Genomic DNA, 19,345 nt, shown 5'->3' with positions numbered 1-19,345 from the left:
ATGGGCTGGCTTCGAATGCTGGGAGGGCGGTCAATTCCCCATTCAATTGAGTGGTGCCCGATCAGTCATCGTTTGGGGCGCGTTCGCGTCCTGTGCTCCACGACATCGCTGCCATGCACGGGAGTTCGGGTTCACCGGCGAAGGGCGCGGCCTTCGATGCCATGGCCGAGTCCGGCGAGCACCGGCCCGACGGATCAAAGAAGAACAGGCCGGGACAGATCCCGGCCTGTTCTCGTTCACCGTCACGGTGCGGCTCGCCCGGCTGAAGGTCGCCGGCCGGGCTACAGCGGACCCGACCACGCCGGACGCCGCCCGTCGCGGGGGCCCAGCGAGGCCGACCCGGCGGCTTAGAGCCTGTCGGGTGACCTCCGACCGGGCGGCCACGCCCTGGCACGCACGCTTCCCGCGTTGTCGTCAGTCACCAACGCTCCGCGTTGACTCCCTCCTCCGCCTTGGAATCGCACGCACCAGACCGCGTCCGCTATCCGATCGGAGGTCACCCGACAGGCTCTTAGAGGTCGAAGTACAGCTCGAACTCGTGCGGGTGCGGACGCAGCTGGATCGGGGCGATCTCGTTGGTGCGCTTGTAGTCGATCCACGTCTCGATCAGGTCGGACGTGAAGACGCCGCCGGCCTGCAGGTACTCGTTGTCCGCCTCCAGCGCCTCCAGGACGGCCGGGAGGGAGGTCGGGACCTGCTGGACGTTCGCGTGCTCCTCGGGAGCCAGCTCGTACAGGTCCTTGTCGATCGGCTCGGCGGGCTCGATCTTGTTCTTGACGCCGTCGAGGCCGGCCATCAGCAGAGCGGAGAAGGCGAGGTACGGGTTGGACGACGGGTCCGGGGCGCGGAACTCGACGCGCTTGGCCTTCGGGTTCGAGCCCGTGATCGGGATACGCATGGCGGCCGAGCGGTTGCGCTGCGAGTACACCATGTTGACCGGGGCCTCGAAGCCCGGGACCAGGCGGTGGTACGAGTTCACCGTCGGGTTGGTGAAGGCCAGCAGCGACGGGGCGTGCTTGAGGATGCCGCCGATGTAGTAGCGGGCGATGTCCGAGAGGCCCGCGTAGCCCTGCTCGTCGTAGAACAGCGGGTCGCCGCCGGCCCACAGGGACTGGTGGACGTGCATGCCCGAGCCGTTGTCGCCGAAGATCGGCTTCGGCATGAAGGTCGCGGTCTTGCCGTTGCGCCAGGCGACGTTCTTCACGATGTACTTGAAGAGCATCAGGTCGTCGGCCGCGGCGAGCAGCGTGTTGAACTTGTAGTTGATCTCCGCCTGGCCGGCGGTGCCGACCTCGTGGTGCTGGCGCTCGATCTGAAGGCCGCTCTTCTCCAGCTCCAGGGACATCTCGGCACGCAGGTCGGCGAAGTGGTCGACCGGCGGGACCGGGAAGTAGCCGCCCTTGTAGCGGACCTTGTAGCCGCGGTTGTTCACTTCCGACCCGGTGTTCCAGGCGCCGGCCTCGGAGTCGATGTGGTAGAAGCTCTCGTTCGCCGACGTCTGGAAGCGGACATTGTCGAAGACGTAGAACTCGGCCTCGGGACCGAAGTACGCCGTGTCGGCGATGCCGGTGGAAGCGAGGTACGCCTCGGCCTTCCTGGCCACGTTCCGCGGGTCACGGCTGTACTGCTCGCCCGTGATCGGGTCGTGGATGAAGAAGTTGATGTTGACGGTCTTGTCGCGGCGGAACGGGTCGACGCGGGCGGTCGACAGGTCCGCGCGCAGCGCCATGTCGGACTCGTGGATGGCCTGGAAGCCGCGGATCGACGAGCCGTCGAAGGCGAGCTCGTCGGCCGGTTCGAAGGTTGCCGCCGGTACGGTGACGTGCTGCATCACACCGGGCAGGTCGCAGAACCGGACATCGATGAACTTGACGTCTTCGTCGGCGATGTACTTCTTCGCGTCGTCGGCGTTCTGGAACATCCAACTCCTCCTACTCCCGGCCCGGGAGGGACGGGGTTGTAGCTCGTGGTGCGGCCAGTGCGGTGGCACACGCTGGACCCGACCATAGGCAGACCGGATTTCTCAAGCATGACCCATTTGTTTCGCAGAAGTTAACCGAGCCGGGTGCGGGCGGCGCCTCGTGGCCGGTTCGGGGCCCTCGTGCCTGCCGGGCGGCAGCCCGCAGCGGCCCCCCGCCCGGCAGGGCGCGCGGGCGGGCGCAGTACCGTGGTCGGGTGGACAACAGGCAAGCAATCGGATCGTGGCTCTCCGGGCCGCGCGCGGCCGCCGAGGAGATGGGGGCCGACTTCGGCCACCGGGGCAAGCGGCTCGGTCTGCCCGAGCACGGGCCGGGATCCGTGGCGCCGCTCGGCCGGCGCTTCGGTGCGCTCTTCATCGACTGGGTCCTGTGCATGGTGATCGCATACGGGCTGTTCGCTCGCGGTGACCAGCAGACGGCCGGGAACTGGGCGCTCGGCGTCTTTCTCGTGCTGAGCGTGCTCACCGTCGGGACCATCGGCTGCACGCCCGGCAAGCGACTCCTGGGTATCAGGGTCGTCGCCGAGAACGGTGGCCGGCTCACTTTCGGGCGGGTGATCGTCCGGAGTGTGCTGCTGTGCCTGGCGATTCCGGCCCTGGTCTGGGACCGCGACGGCCGCGGCCTGCACGACCGGCTGGCCCGCGCTGTCCAGGTGCGTATCTGAGCCGAGGACGGATACCGCAGACGGTATGAGAAGAGGGCGGGTTGCGAACCGAACCGGTTCGCAACCCGCCCTCTTCGTGCGTACAGCGGATATGTACGGCGGAAGTGTCAGCGCATCTTTCCGCCGCGCGGCATCCGCATGCCCTTCGGCATCGGGCCCTTGGGCAGCGGCATGTTGCTCATCAGGTCGCCCATCGCGCGCAGCCGGTCATTGGCGGCCGTCACCTGCGGGCCGGTCAGGACGCGCGGCAGCTTCAGCATCTTGGTGCGCACCTTCTTGAGCGGCACCTGGCCCTCGTCGTTGCCGACGGCGATGTCGTGCACCGGTACGTCGACCAGGATGCGCGCCATCTTCTTCTTCTCGGCCGCGAGCAGCAGCTTCACCCGGTTCGGGTTGCCCTCGCCGACCAGGACGATGCCCGCCTTGCCCACGGCGCGGTGGACGACGTCCTGGCTGCGGTTCATCGCGACCGCAGGGGTCGTGGTCCAGCCACGGCCCACCCGGTCCAGCACTGCCGCCGCAGCGCCCGGCTGTCCTTCCATCTGCCCGAAGGCCGCGCGCTCGGCACGCCGTCCGAAGACGATCGCCATCGCGAGGAGGGCCAGCACGAAGCCCAGGATGCCCAGGTAGATGGGGTGGCCGATCAGAAAACCGACCGCGAGGAGGACACCGAAGGTGACGATTCCCACACCCGCGACGACAAGACCGATCTTGGAGTCGGTCCGCCGGGTCATCTTGTAGGTCAGGGCGATCTGCTTGAGCCGCCCCGCGTTCTCGGCGCTGTTCGCGCCTTCAGTGTTTGCCTTCCTCGCCATGTACGGAAGTTTACGTGGCTCAGGAACGGTGGTCGGCCGCGGCCTCCAGTACGTACTCGGTCTCGATCCGGTCCTTGGCCCGGCGCCGGTCCTCCAGGACGGCTGTCCAGGCATTGTGGCGGGCGGTGCGCTGGCCGCTGCTCAGCAGCAGCGACTCGACGGCACGGAGGGCATCGGTGACGGAAGGGATGGCGGTGGCGCGTACCGGCACGGCCTGCATCGTGGAAATCTCCTCGGAGCGGATGTGCGGACTGAGTGGCGTGGACTCAGCTGCCCGGGCCGATCTGCCCGGGACTGCGTTGCGCGAAGTGGGTGGAGTGCGCTGGGTGCGGGAAGCAGGGGTGGCAGCGGCCCGCGGAGTCGCTGCGCCGTCGCACCCAGCGTCATTGCTCGGTGTTACCAGCGCGTGACCGGTCGGTCAAACACCAATGAAACCTTGATATGGGCGCAGCGCACGCCGACGCGGCCCATACGCGCCCCCGACCTGCGGGGAGCGTATGGGCCGCGTCGAATCAGCTGTTACCGCTCGGTAGCTTCTTGTGCTCGGATTCACACAGCGGGCGCCGCTGCGACGGCGCCGCGCCGCTCGATCGCCTGCTGGAAAAGACGGCCCGCGCGGTACGAGGAACGGACCAGCGGCCCGGACATCACGCCGGAGTAGCCGATCTCGTCGGCCTCCTCCTTCAGCTCCACGAACTCCTGTGGCTTGACCCAGCGCTCGACCGGGTGGTGGCGCACGGAGGGCCGCAGGTACTGCGTGATCGTGATGAGCTCGCAACCCGCGTCGTACAGATCCTGGAGCGCCTCGCTGACTTCCTCGCGGGTCTCGCCCATGCCGAGGATCAGGTTGGACTTGGTCACCAGGCCGGCCTCGCGGGCCCGCGTGATGACCTCCAGGGAGCGCTCGTAACGGAAACCGGGGCGGATCCGCTTGAAGATCCGCGGCACCGTCTCGACGTTGTGGGCGAGCACCTCGGGGCGTGAGGAGAAGACCTCGGCGAGCTGCTCGGGCACCGCGTTGAAGTCGGGGATCAGCAGCTCGACCTTGGTGCGGCCGGCCTCCCGGTCCGTGGTCAGCGTGTGGATCTGGCGCACGGTCTCGGCGTACAGCCAGGCACCGCCGTCCTCCAGGTCGTCGCGTGCGACGCCGGTGATGGTGGCGTAGTTCAGGTCCATCGTGACGACGGACTCACCGACCCTGCGGGGCTCGTCCCGGTCCAGCGCCTGCGGCTTGCCCGTGTCGATCTGGCAGAAGTCGCAGCGCCGGGTGCACTGGTCGCCGCCGATGAGGAACGTGGCCTCGCGGTCCTCCCAGCACTCGAAGATGTTGGGGCAGCCGGCCTCCTGGCACACCGTGTGCAGACCCTCGCTCTTCACGAGCTTCTGCAGCTGGTTGTACTCGGGGCCCATCTTCGCCCGGGTTTTGATCCACTCGGGCTTGCGCTCGATGGGGGTCTGGCTGTTCCGGACCTCAAGGCGCAGCATCTTGCGCCCGTCGGGTGCGACAGCGGACACTCCGGCACTCCCCTTTGCTTTCACTGCATTGGATTCTTCGGCGAACACCAGGGTACGCCCGTGGTTCAAACGGCTTTACGTGTGGCCAACCTGTGGCCGGCAGGGCCTATTCCCTGCCGGGTGTCCAGGCTGTCATGCCGTGGCCACGGCATCCGCCGGGCGCTCGATGGTGCGCGGGGCGAGCTGCGCGTTCTCCAGGACGTCCTTGAGGTGCTTCTCGACGACCGGGAGCACATCCGCGATCGCGATGTCGCGACCCAGTTCGTACGAGAGTGACGTGACGCCCGCGTCCCGGATGCCGCACGGCACGATGCGGTCGAACCAGGTGTTGTCCGGGTTCACGTTGAGCGCGAAGCCGTGCATGGTCACGCCCTTGGCCACCCGGATGCCGATCGCGGCCAGCTTGCGGTCCTCGCGGCGCTGCCCGGCGTTGGACGGGGCGTACTCGGGGCCGTTCAGCCGCGGATCGAACTCCTCGTCCCGCAGCCGCGGGTCGAAGTCGAGGGAGAGGCCGCCGATCGACGGACGGTCCTCGACCGGGTCGCCGAGGACCCAGACCCCGCTGCGGCCCTCGACCCGGGAGGTCTCCACCCCGAATTCGGCGGCGGTACGGATCAGCGCGTCCTCCAGCCGGCGGACGTGCGCGACGACATCCACCGGGCGGGGCAGTTTCTGGATCGGGTAGCCGACCAGCTGTCCGGGACCGTGCCAGGTGATCTTCCCGCCGCGGTCCACATCGATGACCGGGGTGCCGTCCAGCGGGCGCTCACTGTCGGTCGTGCGCCGCCCTGCCGTGTAGACGGGCGGGTGTTCCAGCAGCAGACAGGTGTCCGGGACGGTGTCCTCGAATCTGGCCGCGTGCACCTCGCGCTGCTTCTGCCAGGCCTCCTGGTAGTCGACGGCTTCCTCGCCGAACCCCAGCCGGACGAACCGAAGCTCAGTCACGACAGATGCCTCCCTACTCGCGGTGCCGGGAGCCGGGGTGCCCGGAGCCACGCCACCATGCACTGAATCAGCCCCGAGCCACTGTACGACCGGACTCCGGACGGTGGCCCAGCAGGTCGTTCCCGTCAGCGCCACCCCCAATCCTCACACGATCGGATGAAAGTGAAGCGAAGGTGGCTGCGACCGCCGCAGAGGCCGCTAAATTCACGCCGTCCATGAGGGCTGCCCGCCCGGCCCCGAAGGCAGGAGACCGTACAGCTGATGTCGGAACGACCTCCGCAGCGCACCCCCAACCGCCGACTCGCCTCGCTCATCACCGAGGCCGGCTTCTCCAACGCCGGCCTCGCCCGCAGGGTGGACCAACTCGGCCTGGAACACGGCCTCGACCTGCGGTACGACAAGACCTCCGTGACCCGCTGGCTGCGCGGCCAGCAGCCGCGCGGAACCACCCCCGCGCTGATCGCCGAGGTCTTCACCCGGCGGCTAGGGCGCCGCCTCTCCGCGCAGGACCTGGGCCTCGACTCATGTGCCCCTGTCTACGCGGGCCTGGAGTTCGCGGCGACGCCGGCCGAGGCGGTCGACATCGTCAGCGGATTGTGGCGGAAGGACTCGGGCAGCCAAGCGGAGCTGCGCAAGATCGCCTTCACCCCGGCCGGGCTCGTCGTCCCCAGCAGGGACTGGTTGATCGGCCGGGCCGATGAGTGGGTGGGACGGGGGAGCGAGTCCTCGCCCACGGTGCCGGGCGGCGCCGGGGGTGCCCGTGCGGCTGGTGCGCTCGGCAGGTCCGTCGGGGCCTCTGGGGCTGCGGGGGCCACTGAGGCCGGTGGTTCGGCGCGGCCCGGTGGTCCCGGCGAGGCGCGCGGGGTCGGGGCACAGGGGCTGCACGGGTCGTACTGGCCCGGCGGCAGCGGGCACGGTGCGACGGGGGCGTCCGGCGTCAGTGGCCGCGGCGGGGCCCGTGGGCCCGTACCGTCCCGGCCTTCCGGACCGTCCGCGCCACCCGGGTCCCCCGCACCCTCGACCGCTCCCGCCTCCTTGGGAACAGGGCTGTCGGGCGCCCCCGGCGTCCCCCGGCAACGGCAGAGCGACCGCGGCCCCGGCCAGCGGGTCAGCAGCGGTGATGTCGCCGCCCTGCGGTCGGTCGGCGAACTCTTCCGTACCCTCGACAACGCCTACGGCGGCGGCCACGCCCGGCAGGCCCTCGTCCGGTATCTGGAGCATGAGACGGAGCCGATGCTTCGCGGGAGCTACGGGGAGGCCACCGGGCGCCGGCTCTTCTCCGCCGCCGCCGATCTGACCCGCCTGGCGGGCTGGACCTCGTACGACATCGCGGCCCACGGCCTGGCCCAGCGGTACTTCGTCCAGGCGCTGCGGCTCGCCCAGGCCGCGGGGGACCGCGCGTACGGCGCCTACGTCCTGATCACCATGAGTCGGCAGGCGGTCTATCTCGGGCACGGCAGGGAAGCCGTACAGCTGGCCCGCGTCGCCCAGCAGGGCATCGGTTCGTCGGCGCCGCCCGTCGTCCAGGCGCTGCTGCACGCCGTGGAGGCACGCGGTCACGGGGTGCTCGGCGAGGCGAGGCTCTGCACCGGCTCGCTGGCGCGGGCGGAACACACGCTGGAGACCGCCCGCCCCGGGGACGAGGTGCCGCACTGGGCGCGGTACTTCGACGAGGCCCAGCTCGCCGACGAGTTCGGCCACTGCCACCGGGATCTGCAGCAGTACCGGGTCGCGGCGCAGCACGCCGAGCGCTCCCTCCAGCTGCGCGCCCCGGCGTACGCCCGCAGCAGACTGTTCTGCCGGGTGGTGCTGGCCTCCGCGCGGCTCGGGCTCGGTGAGCTCGACCAGGCGTGCCTGCTCGGTGCCGAGGCCGCCCAGCAGGCGGCGGAGATGCGGTCGGTACGGGCGACGGAGTACGTACGGGACTTCGAGCGACGCCTGGAGCCGTTCCGGGACGCGGCCGCGGTTCGGGGATACCGCGAGCGGGTCGCGGCCCTCGGGTGATCTCTCCGGCGTGACCACGGGCGACTCCTGCACGTGACTCTTCCGCGTGGCGACACGGGTGGTGGCCCGGACCGGAAGCGATCGGCCCGGGCCACCACCCGTTCGGCGGGGCTCTCTCAGTGCCCGCGCACCTCGACCTCCGCCAGCGACAGCGGGTCGGTGCCGGACGCCAGCTGCACGCGGACGTACCTGCCGGAGGTGCCAGCCGGGAGCTGCACGGTGGACGGCCGTCCGGCCTGGCCGGTGACATGCACCGCCGTCACGCCGGGTGCGGTCCGTGCCTCATCGAGTCCGTCGGCCGTGATCGGGGCGTCCGAGGTCAGGACCCAGAAGTCCTTGAGCCGGTCCGAGCAGCAGTCGGTGCGGTTCCAGATGTCGACTGCGGACAGTGACTTCGAGGCGCCCAGGTCGACCTGCCACCACGCTTGTGACGACGGCTCCGCGGTGTGGGTCACCGAGCCCGATCCGAAGGAGCCGTCGGTGTTCCCGTCGACGGCTCGGGAGGCAGGGGCGTCCCACGCGGTGCTCTTCTGGGTGGCAGCCTTGTTCCGGGCGAGGTTCTCCGGGGCCACCGTGACCTTGACCGCCGTGGTGGTCGTGAGACGGCCGTGGCGCAGGGTGATGTTCAGTGTGTACGTACCGGGGGCCGCGGAAGCGGGTGGCGTGACGGTGAACGGGACCTTCGCGTCCGCGCCCGGAGCCAGCGGGTTCACCCGGGTGGCCGCCGGGGTGACGGTCCAGCCCTCGGGTCCGGACAGCCCGATCCTGGTCCCGGACGCGCGCTTGCGGGCGGTGTTGGTCAGGGTCAGCGTGCCGTCGGCGGCTCGTCCGGGGTTGAGCTCCTTCGGCAGTTCGGTCCTCGTGCGGACGAGGGTGTGTACGCCCGGGGTGGTGACCTTGAAGACGTACGCGCTCGTGCTCCTGGTGGCCGACGCCCCGTTCTTCGGCGTCTCGACGATCACGCGGCCCGCGGAGTCCTTGTGCCACGGCAGTGCGCTGCCGTCCGAACCGAGCAGAGTGATACGGGAGTCGGCGGCGACCGGCGTGTCGGCACCGAGGGTGAGTTCGGCGCCGGGCCACTCCAGCGCGGTCGCGTACAGCGTGCCGTCCTTCACCGTGTAGCGGATCTTGTCGTCGCTGGACGGCTCCTCGGCGTGGTGCCAGTAGGTCGTCCCGTAGATCGCCTCACCGTTGATCTTCAGCCAGGCGCCGATGTCGAGCAGTCGCTGCTGCTGGATCTCGGGGATGGTGCCGTCGGCGCGCGGGCCGATGTCGAGCAGCAGGTTGCCGTTCTTGCTGACGATGTCGGCGAGCGAGTCGATCAGCTGGTCGGAGGTGAGGTGGTCCTCCTCGGGCTCGTTCTGGTTGTAGCCGTAGGAGTGCGCGATGCCCCGGCTCGCCTCCCACTTGTTCGGGTCGATGTCAGGCTTGACCGTGTACTCGGGTGTTTGGAAGTCGAGTTCCTTGCTGTCCAGCGCACCGGTCTCGATCTTGCAGCGGTTGGCGACCGCGACTTCCTTCGGGTGCGCCCGGTTCTTCGCGCGGTTGTAGTAGTCGGCGATGACGGGCGCGGTCTTCCAGTACGAGGCGGGTTTGTCCCACTGCCCGTCGCACCAGATGATGTCGGGATCGTACTGATCGACCAGCTCGTTCAGTTGCGGCACCATGTAGTCGCCGACGTAGTCCTTGACCGACGGGGCGCCGGTGTACGGGACTTCGGCGCCGGTGTACGGGTTGCGGACCGGGCTGCCGGTGTACGACGGGTTGTACCACTCGTACAACGAGTAGTAGAAGCCCGCCTTCAGCTGCCCGCCCTTGGTGTCCTTGCGCGCAGCCTTGAACAGGTCGCCCGCCAGGTCGCGCTTCGGGCCGAGGTCCACGGTGTCGCGGCCACTGACCTTGCTGTCGAACAGCGCGACGCCTTCATGGTGCTTGGAGGTCAGCACGAAGTATTTGGCGCCGGCGTCCTTGAACAGCTTCACCCAGGCGTCCGGGTCATACTTCTCGGCCTTCCACTGCCCGATGAAGTCGTCGTAGTTCGCGGCCGTGCCGTAGGTGTCCTTCTGGTGGGTGTTGGTGGCGCTGCCCTTGCTGTTCATGTAGTTCCAGTACCACTCGGCGTAGCTGCCGCGCGGGCCCCAGGCGGGCACCGAATAGGCGCCCCAGTGGATGAAGATGCCGAACTTGTCGTCGTTGAACCAGGTCGGCGTGGGGTGGCTGTCGAGGGACTCCACCGTCGGCACGTAGTCCTTCGACGGGGGTTCGGGCGCGGCGGAGGCCGGGGTGGTCAGAAGGCCGGCGAGGGCCGCCAGGGCCGTCGCTGCGACGAGTCTGGTACGGGTACGGGCATGAGTGCGGGTGAGGGTCACTGCGGGTTCCCTTCGGGTCAGCGGTCGTAGTGCGCGTAGTCGGCCCGGACCTGTTCGGGGCTCAACGCCTCGTCCCAGGTGGTGACTTCGTCGAGATCTCCGCGCAGCCCGGCCTTCTCGGTGCCGATCGAGCGCAGCGGGAGCGGAATGGACGCGCCGACCGTGCCGACGCGCTCGCCGTTCGCGTACAGGGTGGTGCGGCCCGGCTCGGTGACCCAGGTCAGCTGGACCCACTGGTTCAGCGGCAGGGTGTAGTCGAAGCTGTGGTCGGCCGTGCCGTAGCCGGTGAAGCCGACCTTGCCGGTGCCCCGCTGCTGGAGTTTGAGCGCGCCGGCCTTCGAGCTGAGCAGCACTTGGTCACTGGTCCTGCCGGTCGTCCTGACCCAGCCGGAGACGGTCCACGGTTCGGCCAGGTCGAGGCCGCCGAAGCCCACTCCGTCGCGGTCGCTGTCGAAGCGCCAGGCCTGGCCGCGTACCCCGTCCGGGATGGGAGTGGGGTTGTTGATGATGTACGAGGTGCCGGGCAGGTTCCCCGCGGTGTCCTCGGCGAAGATCGTGTTGCCGGGGCTGCCGGCCCACGTCCAGCCGCTCGGGTACGAGGCCTGGTCGAAGGTCCAGTGGTGGCTCGGGCGGCCGTCGTCGACCCGGAGTGTCACCGGGTCGGGCCGCAGGCCGGGCGGGTCGCCGAGCCGGGCGACCAGCGCCCGGAAGTCCTGCACGGTGTCCGGGGTGGCGGAGGCGTTCCAGGAGCGGTCCGCCATGATCGCGCGGCCGGTGGCCATCTGCTGCTCGAAGTAGCCGTCGTCGGCCCAGAAGTTGTAGTCGGCCCAGTTCATCAGACCGGATCCGAGGAGATCCGGCGCGGTGCTGGGCACCCAGGAGTCGTACATCCACGCCTCGTCGGGGTACAAGTGGTGATAGTTGTTCGGCGTGTCGTAGAACGGTCCGATGGCGATCTCGTCGTGGCCGGGGATGACGGGCTCGGTGCCGGTCCCCTCCCAGGTCAGGAAGACCACAGGCGCGTGGACCTGCTGCTGGGGCGCGGCGAGGTGCTCGGAGCCGTTGTAGATCGCGGTGCGCTTGCCGTGCCCGGCGACGACGTCGTCGAGGGTGTTGATGTAGCCGTTCAGCAGGTCACCGAGGGTGCTGGTGTCCGGATCGGCGGCGAGATGGTTCTTGACGCGGGGGCAGTCGGCGAGCTGGCCGGGCAGCTCGTCGGCGCCGATGCTGAACAGCGGGGCGTCGAACCAGCCGGCGAACTCGTCCACGATCCGACGGGTCGTCGCGACCGCCTTCTCGCTGGTGAGGTCGACCATCCAGTTCGGTGTCAGGTGCGAGTGGGTGTGGGCCTGGGTGCACGGGTCGGGGCCGTCGCCGAAGCCGATCCCGAAGGCGTCGGTGATCACGGTCGCGTGTCCGGGCACGTCGATGCCGGGCATCACCTGCACGTGATAGCGGGCGGCGACGCGCTTCAGCCGCTCGATGTCCGCGCGGTCGTAGCTGTGCGCGGGGTCCGCGAGTCCGGGGAACTCCGGGCTGAGGAGGCGGAAGCCCTCGGAGTCGGAGAACTGCAGGAACAGGGTGTTGAGCTTCTGGTCGGCCATCCGGCGGACCAGCTTCTCCAGGTACTCCGGCTGCCAGTACTTGCGGCCCGCGTCGAGCATGGTCATCCGGACCGGCTGGGCGGGACGGTCGGTGGAGCGGGCCTTCGGCACGGTCAGGTGACCGGGGGCGGTGCGCAGCAGCTGCAGGAGCGTACGCGTCCCGTAGAACAGGCCGTGGGTGGAGGCGGCTTCGATGCGGACGGCGTCCGTGCTCTCGAACCGGTAGCCCTCCGCGCCGAGTGCGCCGTGCTCGGTGAGCGTCAGCACGATGTCGCCGGTCCGCGCGTGCCGGATGTCGCTGCTGACGGTCGGGGTGACCCCGCTGACCTGGGCCACCTCCGTACGCAACTGCTTGGCCAGCTCCTGCACGGACTGGCTCGCGGGGCCCGGGAGTTCGGCCCGTCCGGCGGGGAGTGCGGTCGTGGACCGGGACCGGGGGTCCACCAGGATGCGGGTCTTCGCCGACAGCTGTGTGTGGCCGCCCAGGCCGGTCCACCGGGTCGGTCTGGGAACAACGGGAGGCCCTGGGGCGGCCGTTGTGGCGCTTGTGCTCGACGCGGGTTCGTCCGGGGTCTCGTTTGCCGCCGCGATGGGAGAGATAGATCCGATGACTAGAGCTATGAGGAGTGGCAGAACGGGCATGACTCGGCGCACTACGGTCTCCTGAAGTCCGGTTTCGCCAGGACCGTAGCGGTAGATGTATTGCACGACAAGGGTGTTTACGGGAGTGGTGTGGACCACTCCCGAAAACGGGAGGTGAGGTGAGAGATCCGATCTGTAAAGAGTGTTGGGGGTTGGGATCGGCCTGACCGGGGCAGGATGCGCGCGGGCGGACTCAGGCCGCTTCGCGCAGCTCCGCCTCCAGGTGGCCGGGCCGGATGCCCAGATCGCCGAGGATGGCGTGCGCCGCGCGGCGGCCCGAGAGCAGGGCCCCCTGCACCGTGCTCGTGTCCCGGTGGTCGCCGCACACGTACAGCCCGGCGAGCAGCCGGACCGGGCGGCGCAGATCGTGCGGGGGTGGCATGGCGGGGACCGCCTCCGGGTCGTGGTGGGCGGCCAGGAGTTCCCAGTCGTCCGTGGGGGTGCCGTACAGCGCGGCGAGATGGGCGCGGACCGACCGGTCGAGGTCGGGCGGCGGGGTGCCGAGCACCGTCGATGTGATCAGGGTCCGGCCGTGCGGGGCGCGCGAGGGGTCGACCTCGCTCATCACGCAGGTGTGGGCGACCGGGCCCGAGCGGTCGGCGTCCAGCAGCAGTGAGGCGCCGGTCGGCGGGGGAGCGGGGGCGGTGTGGTGCAGGACCGTCACCGGATGGAAGGCCGGCACCCGCAGGCCGGGGAGCAGCTCGGCCGCGGCGCTCGCGCCGGTGGCCAGCAGCAGGGAACGGCAGCCGAGTTCACCGTGTTCCTTGGTGCGTACGGAGGTGATGCCGGCGGCGGTGACATGGACACCGGTCCGCACGGTGCCGGGCGGCAGGGCCGCCGCCAGCAGCTCGGGCAGCGTGGCCGAGCCGCCGGACGGTACGCACAGCCGGCCGCGTGCGTAGCCGCGCAGGGCGAGATCGGCGCAGCGGCTCGATGTGGTGAGCCCGGGGTCGCTGAGCAGCGCGGTGAGCAGGGGGCGCAGAAAGCCGTTGACCGTACGGGACGGCAGGCCGCGGCTGGACAGGGCGGCGAGCGCGGTCTGTTCTGGCCGGGCCAGGATGCGGGACGCCGGGGTGGTGGCGAGCCGGGCCAGGGCGGCGCCGAGCCGGGCCTGGTCGATCGGCCCGCCCATCGGCGGGCGGGGGGCGCTCGCCAGGGCGCGTGCCGCCTTGAGTGCGCCCCGTGCGCTCCGTGTGTGCCGCACGTCGCCGGTCCGGTGCTGGCGGCCCTCGCTGTGGACGAGGACCCCCGGTGCGAAGTTCCGCAGCAGGAGCCCTTCGAGACCTGGCGTCGTGCGCAGTTCCGGATACGAGGTGCTGAGTAGCGGGCCGAGGTGGTCGAGCCGGAATCCGTCCACCTCCTCGGTGGTCATCCGGCCGCCGACCCGTGGGCCGGCCTCCAGAACGCTGACGCTGACGCCTGCACTGGTCAATTGATGGGCTGCTGACAGGCCGGCGATCCCGGCACCGATGATGACGACGTCCGCGTGGTGTGCCGTGCTGAGCACGTGCCCCTCCCCGAGTCGGCGCAACTGCTGGGAGGCTCTTGCCCCCAACAGGCCCCCGGAATGCCCGAGTTCGCCACGAGGCTAGGAGGGGTCCGGTTCGGGCGCAGTCGCGCGCGGCCCGGGGCACCGTTGCACGGGGTCGCACATCCGTGTGATTCGGCCGTTCGTGGTCAGCGCAGCGCCGCACGAATGGCGCCGTCGATGCCGGGGAAGGCGAAGGTGAACCCCGACTCCAGCAGCCGTGCGGGCAGCACCCGTTGGCTGCCCAGCACGTCCTCCGCGAAGTCCCCGAGGGCGATCCGGAGCGCGGGTGCCGGGACGGTGAACAGCGTCGGACGGTGCAGCACACGCCCCATTGCGGCTGTCACCTCGCCGTTGGTCACGGGGTCGGGGCCGGTCAGGTTCACCGGTCCGGACAGCGACTGCGTGTCGAGGAGGTGCCGCAGGGCCGCGATGTGGTCGTGCAGCGCGATGAAGCTCCAGTACTGGCGCCCGTTGCCGAGCCGCCCGCCGAGCCCCGCCCGGAACAGTGGGAACAGCCGCCCCCAGGCCCCGCCCTCCCGGGCGACGACCAGACCCGTGCGCGCGTACACCGTCCGGATGCCTGCCGCTTCCGCCGGGGCCGCGGCAGCCTCCCAGTCCACGCAGACGGACGGCAGGAAGCCCGTGCCGTGCGGCGCGCTCTCGTCGACCGCGCGGTCCCCGGTGTCGCCGTAGTAGCCGATGGCCGACCCGCACAGCAGCACCTTCGGCGGTACGCCGAGGGAGGCCACCGCCTCGGCGATCGCCGCTGTGCCCAGCACCCGGCTGTCCCGGATCTCCCGCTTGTACTCCTGCGTCCAGCGGTGGTCGCCGACCCCGGCGCCGGCGAGATGGACGACGGCGTCGCAGCCGACCAGGCCCGCCCCGTCGACGTAACCCCGCTTCGGGTCCCACTCGACCTCGTCCCCGGCGCGCGCCGGGTGCCGGACCAGGCGCACGACCTCGTGCCCGTCGGCCCGCAGCGCGCGCACCAGCGCGGCTCCGATGAGTCCGGTGGATCCGGTGACAGCGATACGGGAGTACACCATGGCCCCATCCTGCCGCAGCGGCGCAGGGGGCGCCTCGCCCGTATCACTCGTCACGCTCGAATCACTCGAACAGCAGTTGTAGGGCGACATCCCGGTAGTGGCGCACACGCCGCAGACCGCCGCCGCCTCGCTGTCCGCCGCGGTGACGGCGGCGGAGAGCAGCCGGTGCTCCTTCCGGAGCGGTCCAGGGCCGTCGATCTGCCGGAACAGCCGGCGCAGCCGTCCCTCCGGCGACTCCAGGGTGGTGGCCGACAGCGCGCGGCTCATCGCACGAGAATCCCATCGCGATGAGCCGGCGTGCTGGAACGCTTCATCGCGTACGTCTCCGGGCGCGAGGGTGTCGGCTTCTGCACCCCGCAGGACGCCGCCGACGACTTCCGCCGCTTCCCGTTCGGCTCCGCCGAGCGCCCGGCAGATATGCGATGACGCGACCGGGCGGGCCGTGGAACAGTGGCGCGCATGTCTGTGATCCACACGCGCCCGGTTCGCCCCGTCCGCACCGCCGTCCTCTCCGATGAAGCCGCTCTCGGTGAACTCGACCGCGCCACCTGGTCGACGCTGCACGCCGTGACACCGAGGCCGCAGCCCCCGTACGCGCCGTTCTTCGACGACCGCCACAAGCCCGAGGACTTCCTCGTGGCCGAGGCGGAGGATCCGGCGGGTGGGATACGCATCGCCGGCTACATACGGGTCGTCGTGCCGACCCCGCTGGCCTGCAACACACATGTGCGCCAGATACAGGGTCTCACCGTGGCCGACTGGGCGCGCGGCCGTGGAATCGCCAGGGCCCTGCTGCGGGCGGCGTTCGCGGCGGCGCGGAGTGACGGGGCGAACCGGATGACGCTGCGGGTGCTCGGGCACAACGCGCCCGCGCGGGCCCTGTACGAGTCGGAGGGGCTCGTCGTCGAGGGTGTGCTGCCCGGCGAGTTCTTCCTGGGCGGGCGCTACGTCGACGACGTCATGATGGGCCGCTCGCTGGCGCCGTGACCCCTTGTTTCCCGCTCAGCCCTTGAACAGTCGCATGCCGCCCATGAGTTCATGGAGGCAGCGCACCGCCAGATCGGAAGGTGAGCCGGGCCCGCTCGTCGGCGCGTCCGTCTCCGCCCAGGCTTCCAGCGCGACGCGTACCGCGTCCGTGGCGGCGGCTGCGGCGAGCCGGACCTCCAGCGGGTCCGCCCCGTCGCCCGCCAGCCGGGTCAGCACCGGCAGCAGCCGTTCCTCAGAATCCTGATTGACCCGGTACCAGACGGCACGCAACGCCGGGTCCTCCACCGCCGCCCGCAGCAGCCCGCGCGTCCAGCCGAGCTGGTCGGCGGCGTCCGCGTCCGGCACGCGGAGCGCCTCGGTGACCGCCTGCTCCAGCACCCCGGCGAGCGCCTCCCCCGGCTCGGCCGCCTCCAACAGCCCCCGCCAGCGTTCGGCGCCGCCGGAGAGCAGTGGACCCACCGCGTCCTGCTTGGAGCGGAAGTACCGGTAGAAGGTACGCAGCGCGACGCCCGCCCGATGGGCGATGTCCTCCGCCGTGGTGTCTTCCGGCCCGCGCTCGGCGAAGAGCGCGGCGGCGGCGCGCGCGATGTCCAGCTGGGTTGCGGCCTTACGGCGCTCGGTGAGGGACGGCTGACTCGGCTCGGTGCTCATTCCCAGGAGATTACCCCGGCAGGGGAGAGGTGTGCACGAAATGACGTTATGGCACAACGTGCCACTTAGGCGTACGGTGGACATCGATCGAGGAAGTATCGAGACAGCTTCGGGACAGCAGTCACCGGGACCGGGAGAGAACAGACATGAACCGCTACGAAGGCCGCCGCGCACTCATCACCGGCGGTGGCTCCGGCATCGGCCAGGCCACCGTCCACCGTGTCCTCGCCGAGGGCGGCCGCGTCGTCGCGGCCGATGTCAACGAGGCCGGGCTGAAGGCCACGTACGCGACGGCCGTGGCGAACGGCACCGCCGACCGCCTCACCACCCTCGTCCTCGACATCTCGGACGAGGTGGCCGTCCAGGCGGGTGTCGCCTCCGCCGTGGCCACCCTCGGGGGCCTCGACGTACTGGTCAACGCGGCCGGAATTCTGCGCTCCGAGCACACGCACAAGACGTCGCTGGAGTTCTTCAACAAGATCCTCGCGGTCAACCTCACGGGGACGTTCCTGATGATCCGTGAGGCGATACCGGCCCTGCTGGCGGGCGACAAGCCGGTCGTCGTGAACTTCTCCTCCACTTCGGCGAGCTTCGCGCACCCTTATATGTCGGCGTACGCGGCGAGCAAGGGCGGTGTCCAGTCGATGACGCACGCGCTGGCGAGCGAGTACAGCAAGCAGGGGCTGCGGGTCGTCGCCGTCGCGCCCGGCTCGATCTCCTCCGACATGACCAGCGGCAACGGCCCGGGGCTGCCCGCCGATGCCGACATGTCGCTCTTCATGAAGCTGTCTCCGGCGCTCGGGGAGGGCTTCGCCAGCCCGGACACCGTCGCGGGCGTCGTCGCGATGCTCGGATCGCAGGACGGGGCGTTCATCACGGGTACGGAGATCCGGATCGACGGCGGAACCCACTTCTGACGGGGCGGCAGGGCCCAGGGCGCGTTCAGCCGGAGCCGAACCGCTCCCAGAGCAGGGGGAAGCGTTCGGCCAGCGCCGCGTCGTCCTCGAAACCGAAGGGGGTGCCCTCCGGCTCGGAGGTCTGGGGCGGCAGCCCGAGGTCGGGGGTGACCACGCCGGTGAGCTGCTCGTACGCCTCGTCGGCGGCATAGCCGAGATCCTCGGCGTCCCCGTCGATCTCCTCGTCGAAGTCGTCGAGGAGATCGGCGAGGCTGTCCGGATCGTGCAGAGCGCCCTCGAAGATCTCCCGGCCCTGTCCGATCAGCCAGCAGCGGAAGAAGTCGAAGGCGTCGTCGCTCGCGCCGCCGAGCAGTACGGCGGCGGCGCCCCACAGCTCCCAGCGGTAGGCGCGGTTGTAACGGGCCTCGAAGTGCCTGGCGAAATCCAGCACGGCCTCGGGATCGAGCCGCACCAGCCGTTCGACGAGCAGATCGGCCTGGTCCTCGGGGTCGCCCTCGGCGGCCTCGCGGGTGCTGTCGATGATCTCCCAGAACTCCGTCTCGTCCATCACGGGACAAGCATCGGCCTTGGCGGCGGGCGACGCACGCGGACGCGGCGAAAAGAAGCCTTCAGCGATAGAGGTCGCGCAGGCGTTCGGCGGCTGCGGTGAAGCGCGCCCGCAGAGCGGCCGGTTCGAGGACCTCCGACTCCGGCCCCAGGGCCATCAGTTGGCTGTACGCGACATCGAGGGACTCGACCGGCAGGGTGACGGTGAGCTGTCCCTGTGCGTCGGGCGGGCCGGCCGCGTCCAGCGCCTCGTGGACCGCCGAACGGTCCATGGCGTACGGCAGTCGGCGTACACCCTCCTCCGTCACCCGTACCGTCACCTCGGTACGCAGGAGCGAGCGGGCGAACTGGGCGGCCCGCTCGTCCCAGAAGCCAGGAAGATCGAACTGCCCGTCGCGTTCGAACCGTTCGTCCGACACCGCGACGGCCGAGAACCGGTCGATCCGGTACACCCGGAAGTCGCCCGCCACGCGGGCGCAGAGATACCAGACCCCGGCCTTCAGGACGAGTCCGTACGGGGCCAGCTCCCGCTCCACCTCGTCGTCCCGGCCGCTGCGGCGGTAGCGGGCGTGGACGATCCGGTCGTCCCAGACCGCCTCCGCGACGGCGGGCAGCAGTTCGGGGGTCACCGGCTCCTGGTACCAGCCGGGAGCGTCCAGGTGGAAGCGCTGGGCGGCGCTGTCCGAGGCGTCGCGCAGGGACGGCAGCAGGGCCGCCGACACCTTGAGCCTGGCGGCGGACGCGGCGTCCTCCAGGCCCATCTCACGCAGGGCGGACGGCAGCCCGGAGAGGAAGAGCGCCTCGGCCTCGTTACGGGCGAGTCCGGTGAGGCGCGTGCGGTACCCGCCGATCAGCCGGTAGCCCCCGGCCCGGCCCCGGTCCGCGTAGACCGGGACGCCCGCTTCGGAGAGTGCCTGCGCGTCCCGGGTGACGGTCCGTTCGGACACCTCGAGCTCCTGGGCGAGCTCGGCGGCGGTCATGGCGGGGCGGGACTGCAGGAGCAGCACCATTTTGATGAGACGGGCAGCACGCATGCGGCCATTGTGGCCGCGGTGTGCGGGTTGTGACCCGCAGGCCCGCGGTGGCCTCGATCGCCGGCCGGGTTCAAAGATGTCCTCGATCGCCGGACG

The 19,345-nt window shown here is 70.4% G+C and carries 17 protein-coding genes; 5 read left to right on the top strand and 12 right to left on the bottom strand.

Features of this window, described 5'->3' with window-relative positions; genetic code table 11:
* Window positions 1–511: 511 nt before the first annotated feature.
* A complete protein-coding gene (glnA, locus tag ACIPEK_RS07195) occupies window positions 512–1,921 on the bottom strand; it encodes a type I glutamate--ammonia ligase (RefSeq protein ID WP_383081106.1) in 1,410 nt (469 codons plus the stop codon).
* 254 nt (window positions 1,922–2,175) lie between these two features.
* Here glnA and ACIPEK_RS07190 point away from each other — a divergent pair, with 254 nt between their 5' ends.
* The gene (locus ACIPEK_RS07190; protein WP_383081109.1) at window positions 2,176–2,643 is read left to right on the top strand and encodes an RDD family protein; all 468 of its coding nucleotides are present in this window, start codon (window positions 2,176–2,178) and stop codon (window positions 2,641–2,643) included.
* A 107-nt stretch (window positions 2,644–2,750) separates the two neighbouring features.
* Here the strand turns inward: ACIPEK_RS07190 and ACIPEK_RS07185 are convergent, their stop codons facing one another.
* From ACIPEK_RS07185 to lipB, 4 genes are all read right to left on the bottom strand, one after another.
* On the bottom strand, window positions 2,751–3,458 hold the full coding sequence (locus ACIPEK_RS07185; RefSeq protein WP_401991712.1) for a DUF4191 domain-containing protein: 708 nt from the start codon (window positions 3,456–3,458) through the stop codon (window positions 2,751–2,753).
* A gap of 19 nt (window positions 3,459–3,477) precedes the next feature.
* The gene (locus tag ACIPEK_RS07180; RefSeq protein ID WP_401991709.1) at window positions 3,478–3,678 is read right to left on the bottom strand and encodes a hypothetical protein; all 201 of its coding nucleotides are present in this window, start codon (window positions 3,676–3,678) and stop codon (window positions 3,478–3,480) included.
* A gap of 329 nt (window positions 3,679–4,007) precedes the next feature.
* The gene (lipA, locus tag ACIPEK_RS07175) at window positions 4,008–4,973 is read right to left on the bottom strand and encodes a lipoyl synthase (RefSeq protein ID WP_401991706.1); all 966 of its coding nucleotides are present in this window, start codon (window positions 4,971–4,973) and stop codon (window positions 4,008–4,010) included.
* Window positions 4,974–5,105: 132 nt separating this feature from the next.
* The gene (lipB, locus tag ACIPEK_RS07170; protein ID WP_401991703.1) at window positions 5,106–5,918 is read right to left on the bottom strand and encodes a lipoyl(octanoyl) transferase LipB; all 813 of its coding nucleotides are present in this window, start codon (window positions 5,916–5,918) and stop codon (window positions 5,106–5,108) included.
* Between the two features lie 261 nt (window positions 5,919–6,179).
* Between lipB and ACIPEK_RS07165 the strand changes: the two genes are divergently transcribed.
* Window positions 6,180–7,922 carry a regulator gene (locus tag ACIPEK_RS07165; protein ID WP_401991700.1) on the top strand — a complete coding sequence of 581 codons (1,743 nt, stop codon included), beginning with the start codon at window positions 6,180–6,182 and terminating at the stop codon, window positions 7,920–7,922.
* A 116-nt stretch (window positions 7,923–8,038) separates the two neighbouring features.
* Here the strand turns inward: ACIPEK_RS07165 and ACIPEK_RS07160 are convergent, their stop codons facing one another.
* From ACIPEK_RS07160 to ACIPEK_RS07145, 4 genes are all read right to left on the bottom strand, one after another.
* A complete protein-coding gene (locus tag ACIPEK_RS07160) occupies window positions 8,039–10,291 on the bottom strand; it encodes an alpha-L-fucosidase (protein WP_401991697.1) in 2,253 nt (750 codons plus the stop codon).
* Between the two features lie 17 nt (window positions 10,292–10,308).
* Complete coding sequence (locus ACIPEK_RS07155; protein ID WP_401991858.1) at window positions 10,309–12,537, bottom strand: family 20 glycosylhydrolase; 2,229 nt, start codon at window positions 12,535–12,537, stop codon at window positions 10,309–10,311.
* A gap of 193 nt (window positions 12,538–12,730) precedes the next feature.
* A complete protein-coding gene (locus ACIPEK_RS07150; RefSeq protein ID WP_401991694.1) occupies window positions 12,731–14,044 on the bottom strand; it encodes an NAD(P)/FAD-dependent oxidoreductase in 1,314 nt (437 codons plus the stop codon).
* 170 nt (window positions 14,045–14,214) lie between these two features.
* Window positions 14,215–15,114 carry a TIGR01777 family oxidoreductase gene (locus ACIPEK_RS07145; protein ID WP_401991855.1) on the bottom strand — a complete coding sequence of 300 codons (900 nt, stop codon included), beginning with the start codon at window positions 15,112–15,114 and terminating at the stop codon, window positions 14,215–14,217.
* Between the two features lie 297 nt (window positions 15,115–15,411).
* Between ACIPEK_RS07145 and ACIPEK_RS07140 the strand changes: the two genes are divergently transcribed.
* Both ACIPEK_RS07140 and ACIPEK_RS07135 read left to right on the top strand, forming a co-directional pair.
* Window positions 15,412–15,540, top strand: coding sequence for a hypothetical protein (locus ACIPEK_RS07140; RefSeq protein ID WP_383078427.1), 129 nt, complete (start codon window positions 15,412–15,414; stop codon window positions 15,538–15,540).
* 33 nt (window positions 15,541–15,573) lie between these two features.
* A complete protein-coding gene (locus tag ACIPEK_RS07135; protein ID WP_401991691.1) occupies window positions 15,574–16,101 on the top strand; it encodes a GNAT family N-acetyltransferase in 528 nt (175 codons plus the stop codon).
* 15 nt (window positions 16,102–16,116) lie between these two features.
* On the opposite strand, the gene ACIPEK_RS07130 is transcribed toward ACIPEK_RS07135, so the two are convergent.
* Entirely contained in the window at window positions 16,117–16,752 is a 636-nt protein-coding gene (locus tag ACIPEK_RS07130; RefSeq protein WP_401991688.1) for a TetR family transcriptional regulator, read from the bottom strand.
* Window positions 16,753–16,898: 146 nt separating this feature from the next.
* On the opposite strand from ACIPEK_RS07130, the gene ACIPEK_RS07125 reads away from it, so the two are divergent.
* A complete protein-coding gene (locus ACIPEK_RS07125; protein ID WP_401991685.1) occupies window positions 16,899–17,669 on the top strand; it encodes an SDR family NAD(P)-dependent oxidoreductase in 771 nt (256 codons plus the stop codon).
* A 25-nt stretch (window positions 17,670–17,694) separates the two neighbouring features.
* Here the strand turns inward: ACIPEK_RS07125 and ACIPEK_RS07120 are convergent, their stop codons facing one another.
* Window positions 17,695–18,216, bottom strand: coding sequence for a DUF4240 domain-containing protein (locus ACIPEK_RS07120; RefSeq protein ID WP_383078444.1), 522 nt, complete (start codon window positions 18,214–18,216; stop codon window positions 17,695–17,697).
* Between the two features lie 61 nt (window positions 18,217–18,277).
* Window positions 18,278–19,249, bottom strand: coding sequence for a helix-turn-helix transcriptional regulator (locus ACIPEK_RS07115; RefSeq protein ID WP_401991682.1), 972 nt, complete (start codon window positions 19,247–19,249; stop codon window positions 18,278–18,280).
* Window positions 19,250–19,345 lie beyond the last annotated feature (96 nt).

It is taken from the genome of Streptomyces sp. NPDC088246 (assembly GCF_044741025.1).
In the GTDB taxonomy this organism is placed as follows: Bacteria; Actinomycetota; Actinomycetes; order Streptomycetales; family Streptomycetaceae; genus Streptomyces.
This window is presented reverse-complemented; position numbering and strand designations above follow the sequence as displayed.

Coding starts and splice junctions, on each gene's coding strand:
- ACIPEK_RS07185 (WP_401991712.1), bottom strand. CDS start 3,458: ATGGCGAGGAAGGCAAACACTGAAGGCGCGAACAGCGCCGAGAACGCG.
- glnA (WP_383081106.1), bottom strand. CDS start 1,921: ATGTTCCAGAACGCCGACGACGCGAAGAAGTACATCGCCGACGAAGAC.
- ACIPEK_RS07135 (WP_401991691.1), top strand. CDS start 15,574: ATGTCTGTGATCCACACGCGCCCGGTTCGCCCCGTCCGCACCGCCGTC.
- ACIPEK_RS07115 (WP_401991682.1), bottom strand. CDS start 19,249: ATGCGTGCTGCCCGTCTCATCAAAATGGTGCTGCTCCTGCAGTCCCGC.
- ACIPEK_RS07125 (WP_401991685.1), top strand. CDS start 16,899: ATGAACCGCTACGAAGGCCGCCGCGCACTCATCACCGGCGGTGGCTCC.
- ACIPEK_RS07155 (WP_401991858.1), bottom strand. CDS start 12,537: ATGCCCGTTCTGCCACTCCTCATAGCTCTAGTCATCGGATCTATCTCT.
- ACIPEK_RS07180 (WP_401991709.1), bottom strand. CDS start 3,678: ATGCAGGCCGTGCCGGTACGCGCCACCGCCATCCCTTCCGTCACCGAT.
- ACIPEK_RS07120 (WP_383078444.1), bottom strand. CDS start 18,216: ATGGACGAGACGGAGTTCTGGGAGATCATCGACAGCACCCGCGAGGCC.
- ACIPEK_RS07145 (WP_401991855.1), bottom strand. CDS start 15,114: ATGGTGTACTCCCGTATCGCTGTCACCGGATCCACCGGACTCATCGGA.
- ACIPEK_RS07130 (WP_401991688.1), bottom strand. CDS start 16,752: ATGAGCACCGAGCCGAGTCAGCCGTCCCTCACCGAGCGCCGTAAGGCC.
- ACIPEK_RS07165 (WP_401991700.1), top strand. CDS start 6,180: ATGTCGGAACGACCTCCGCAGCGCACCCCCAACCGCCGACTCGCCTCG.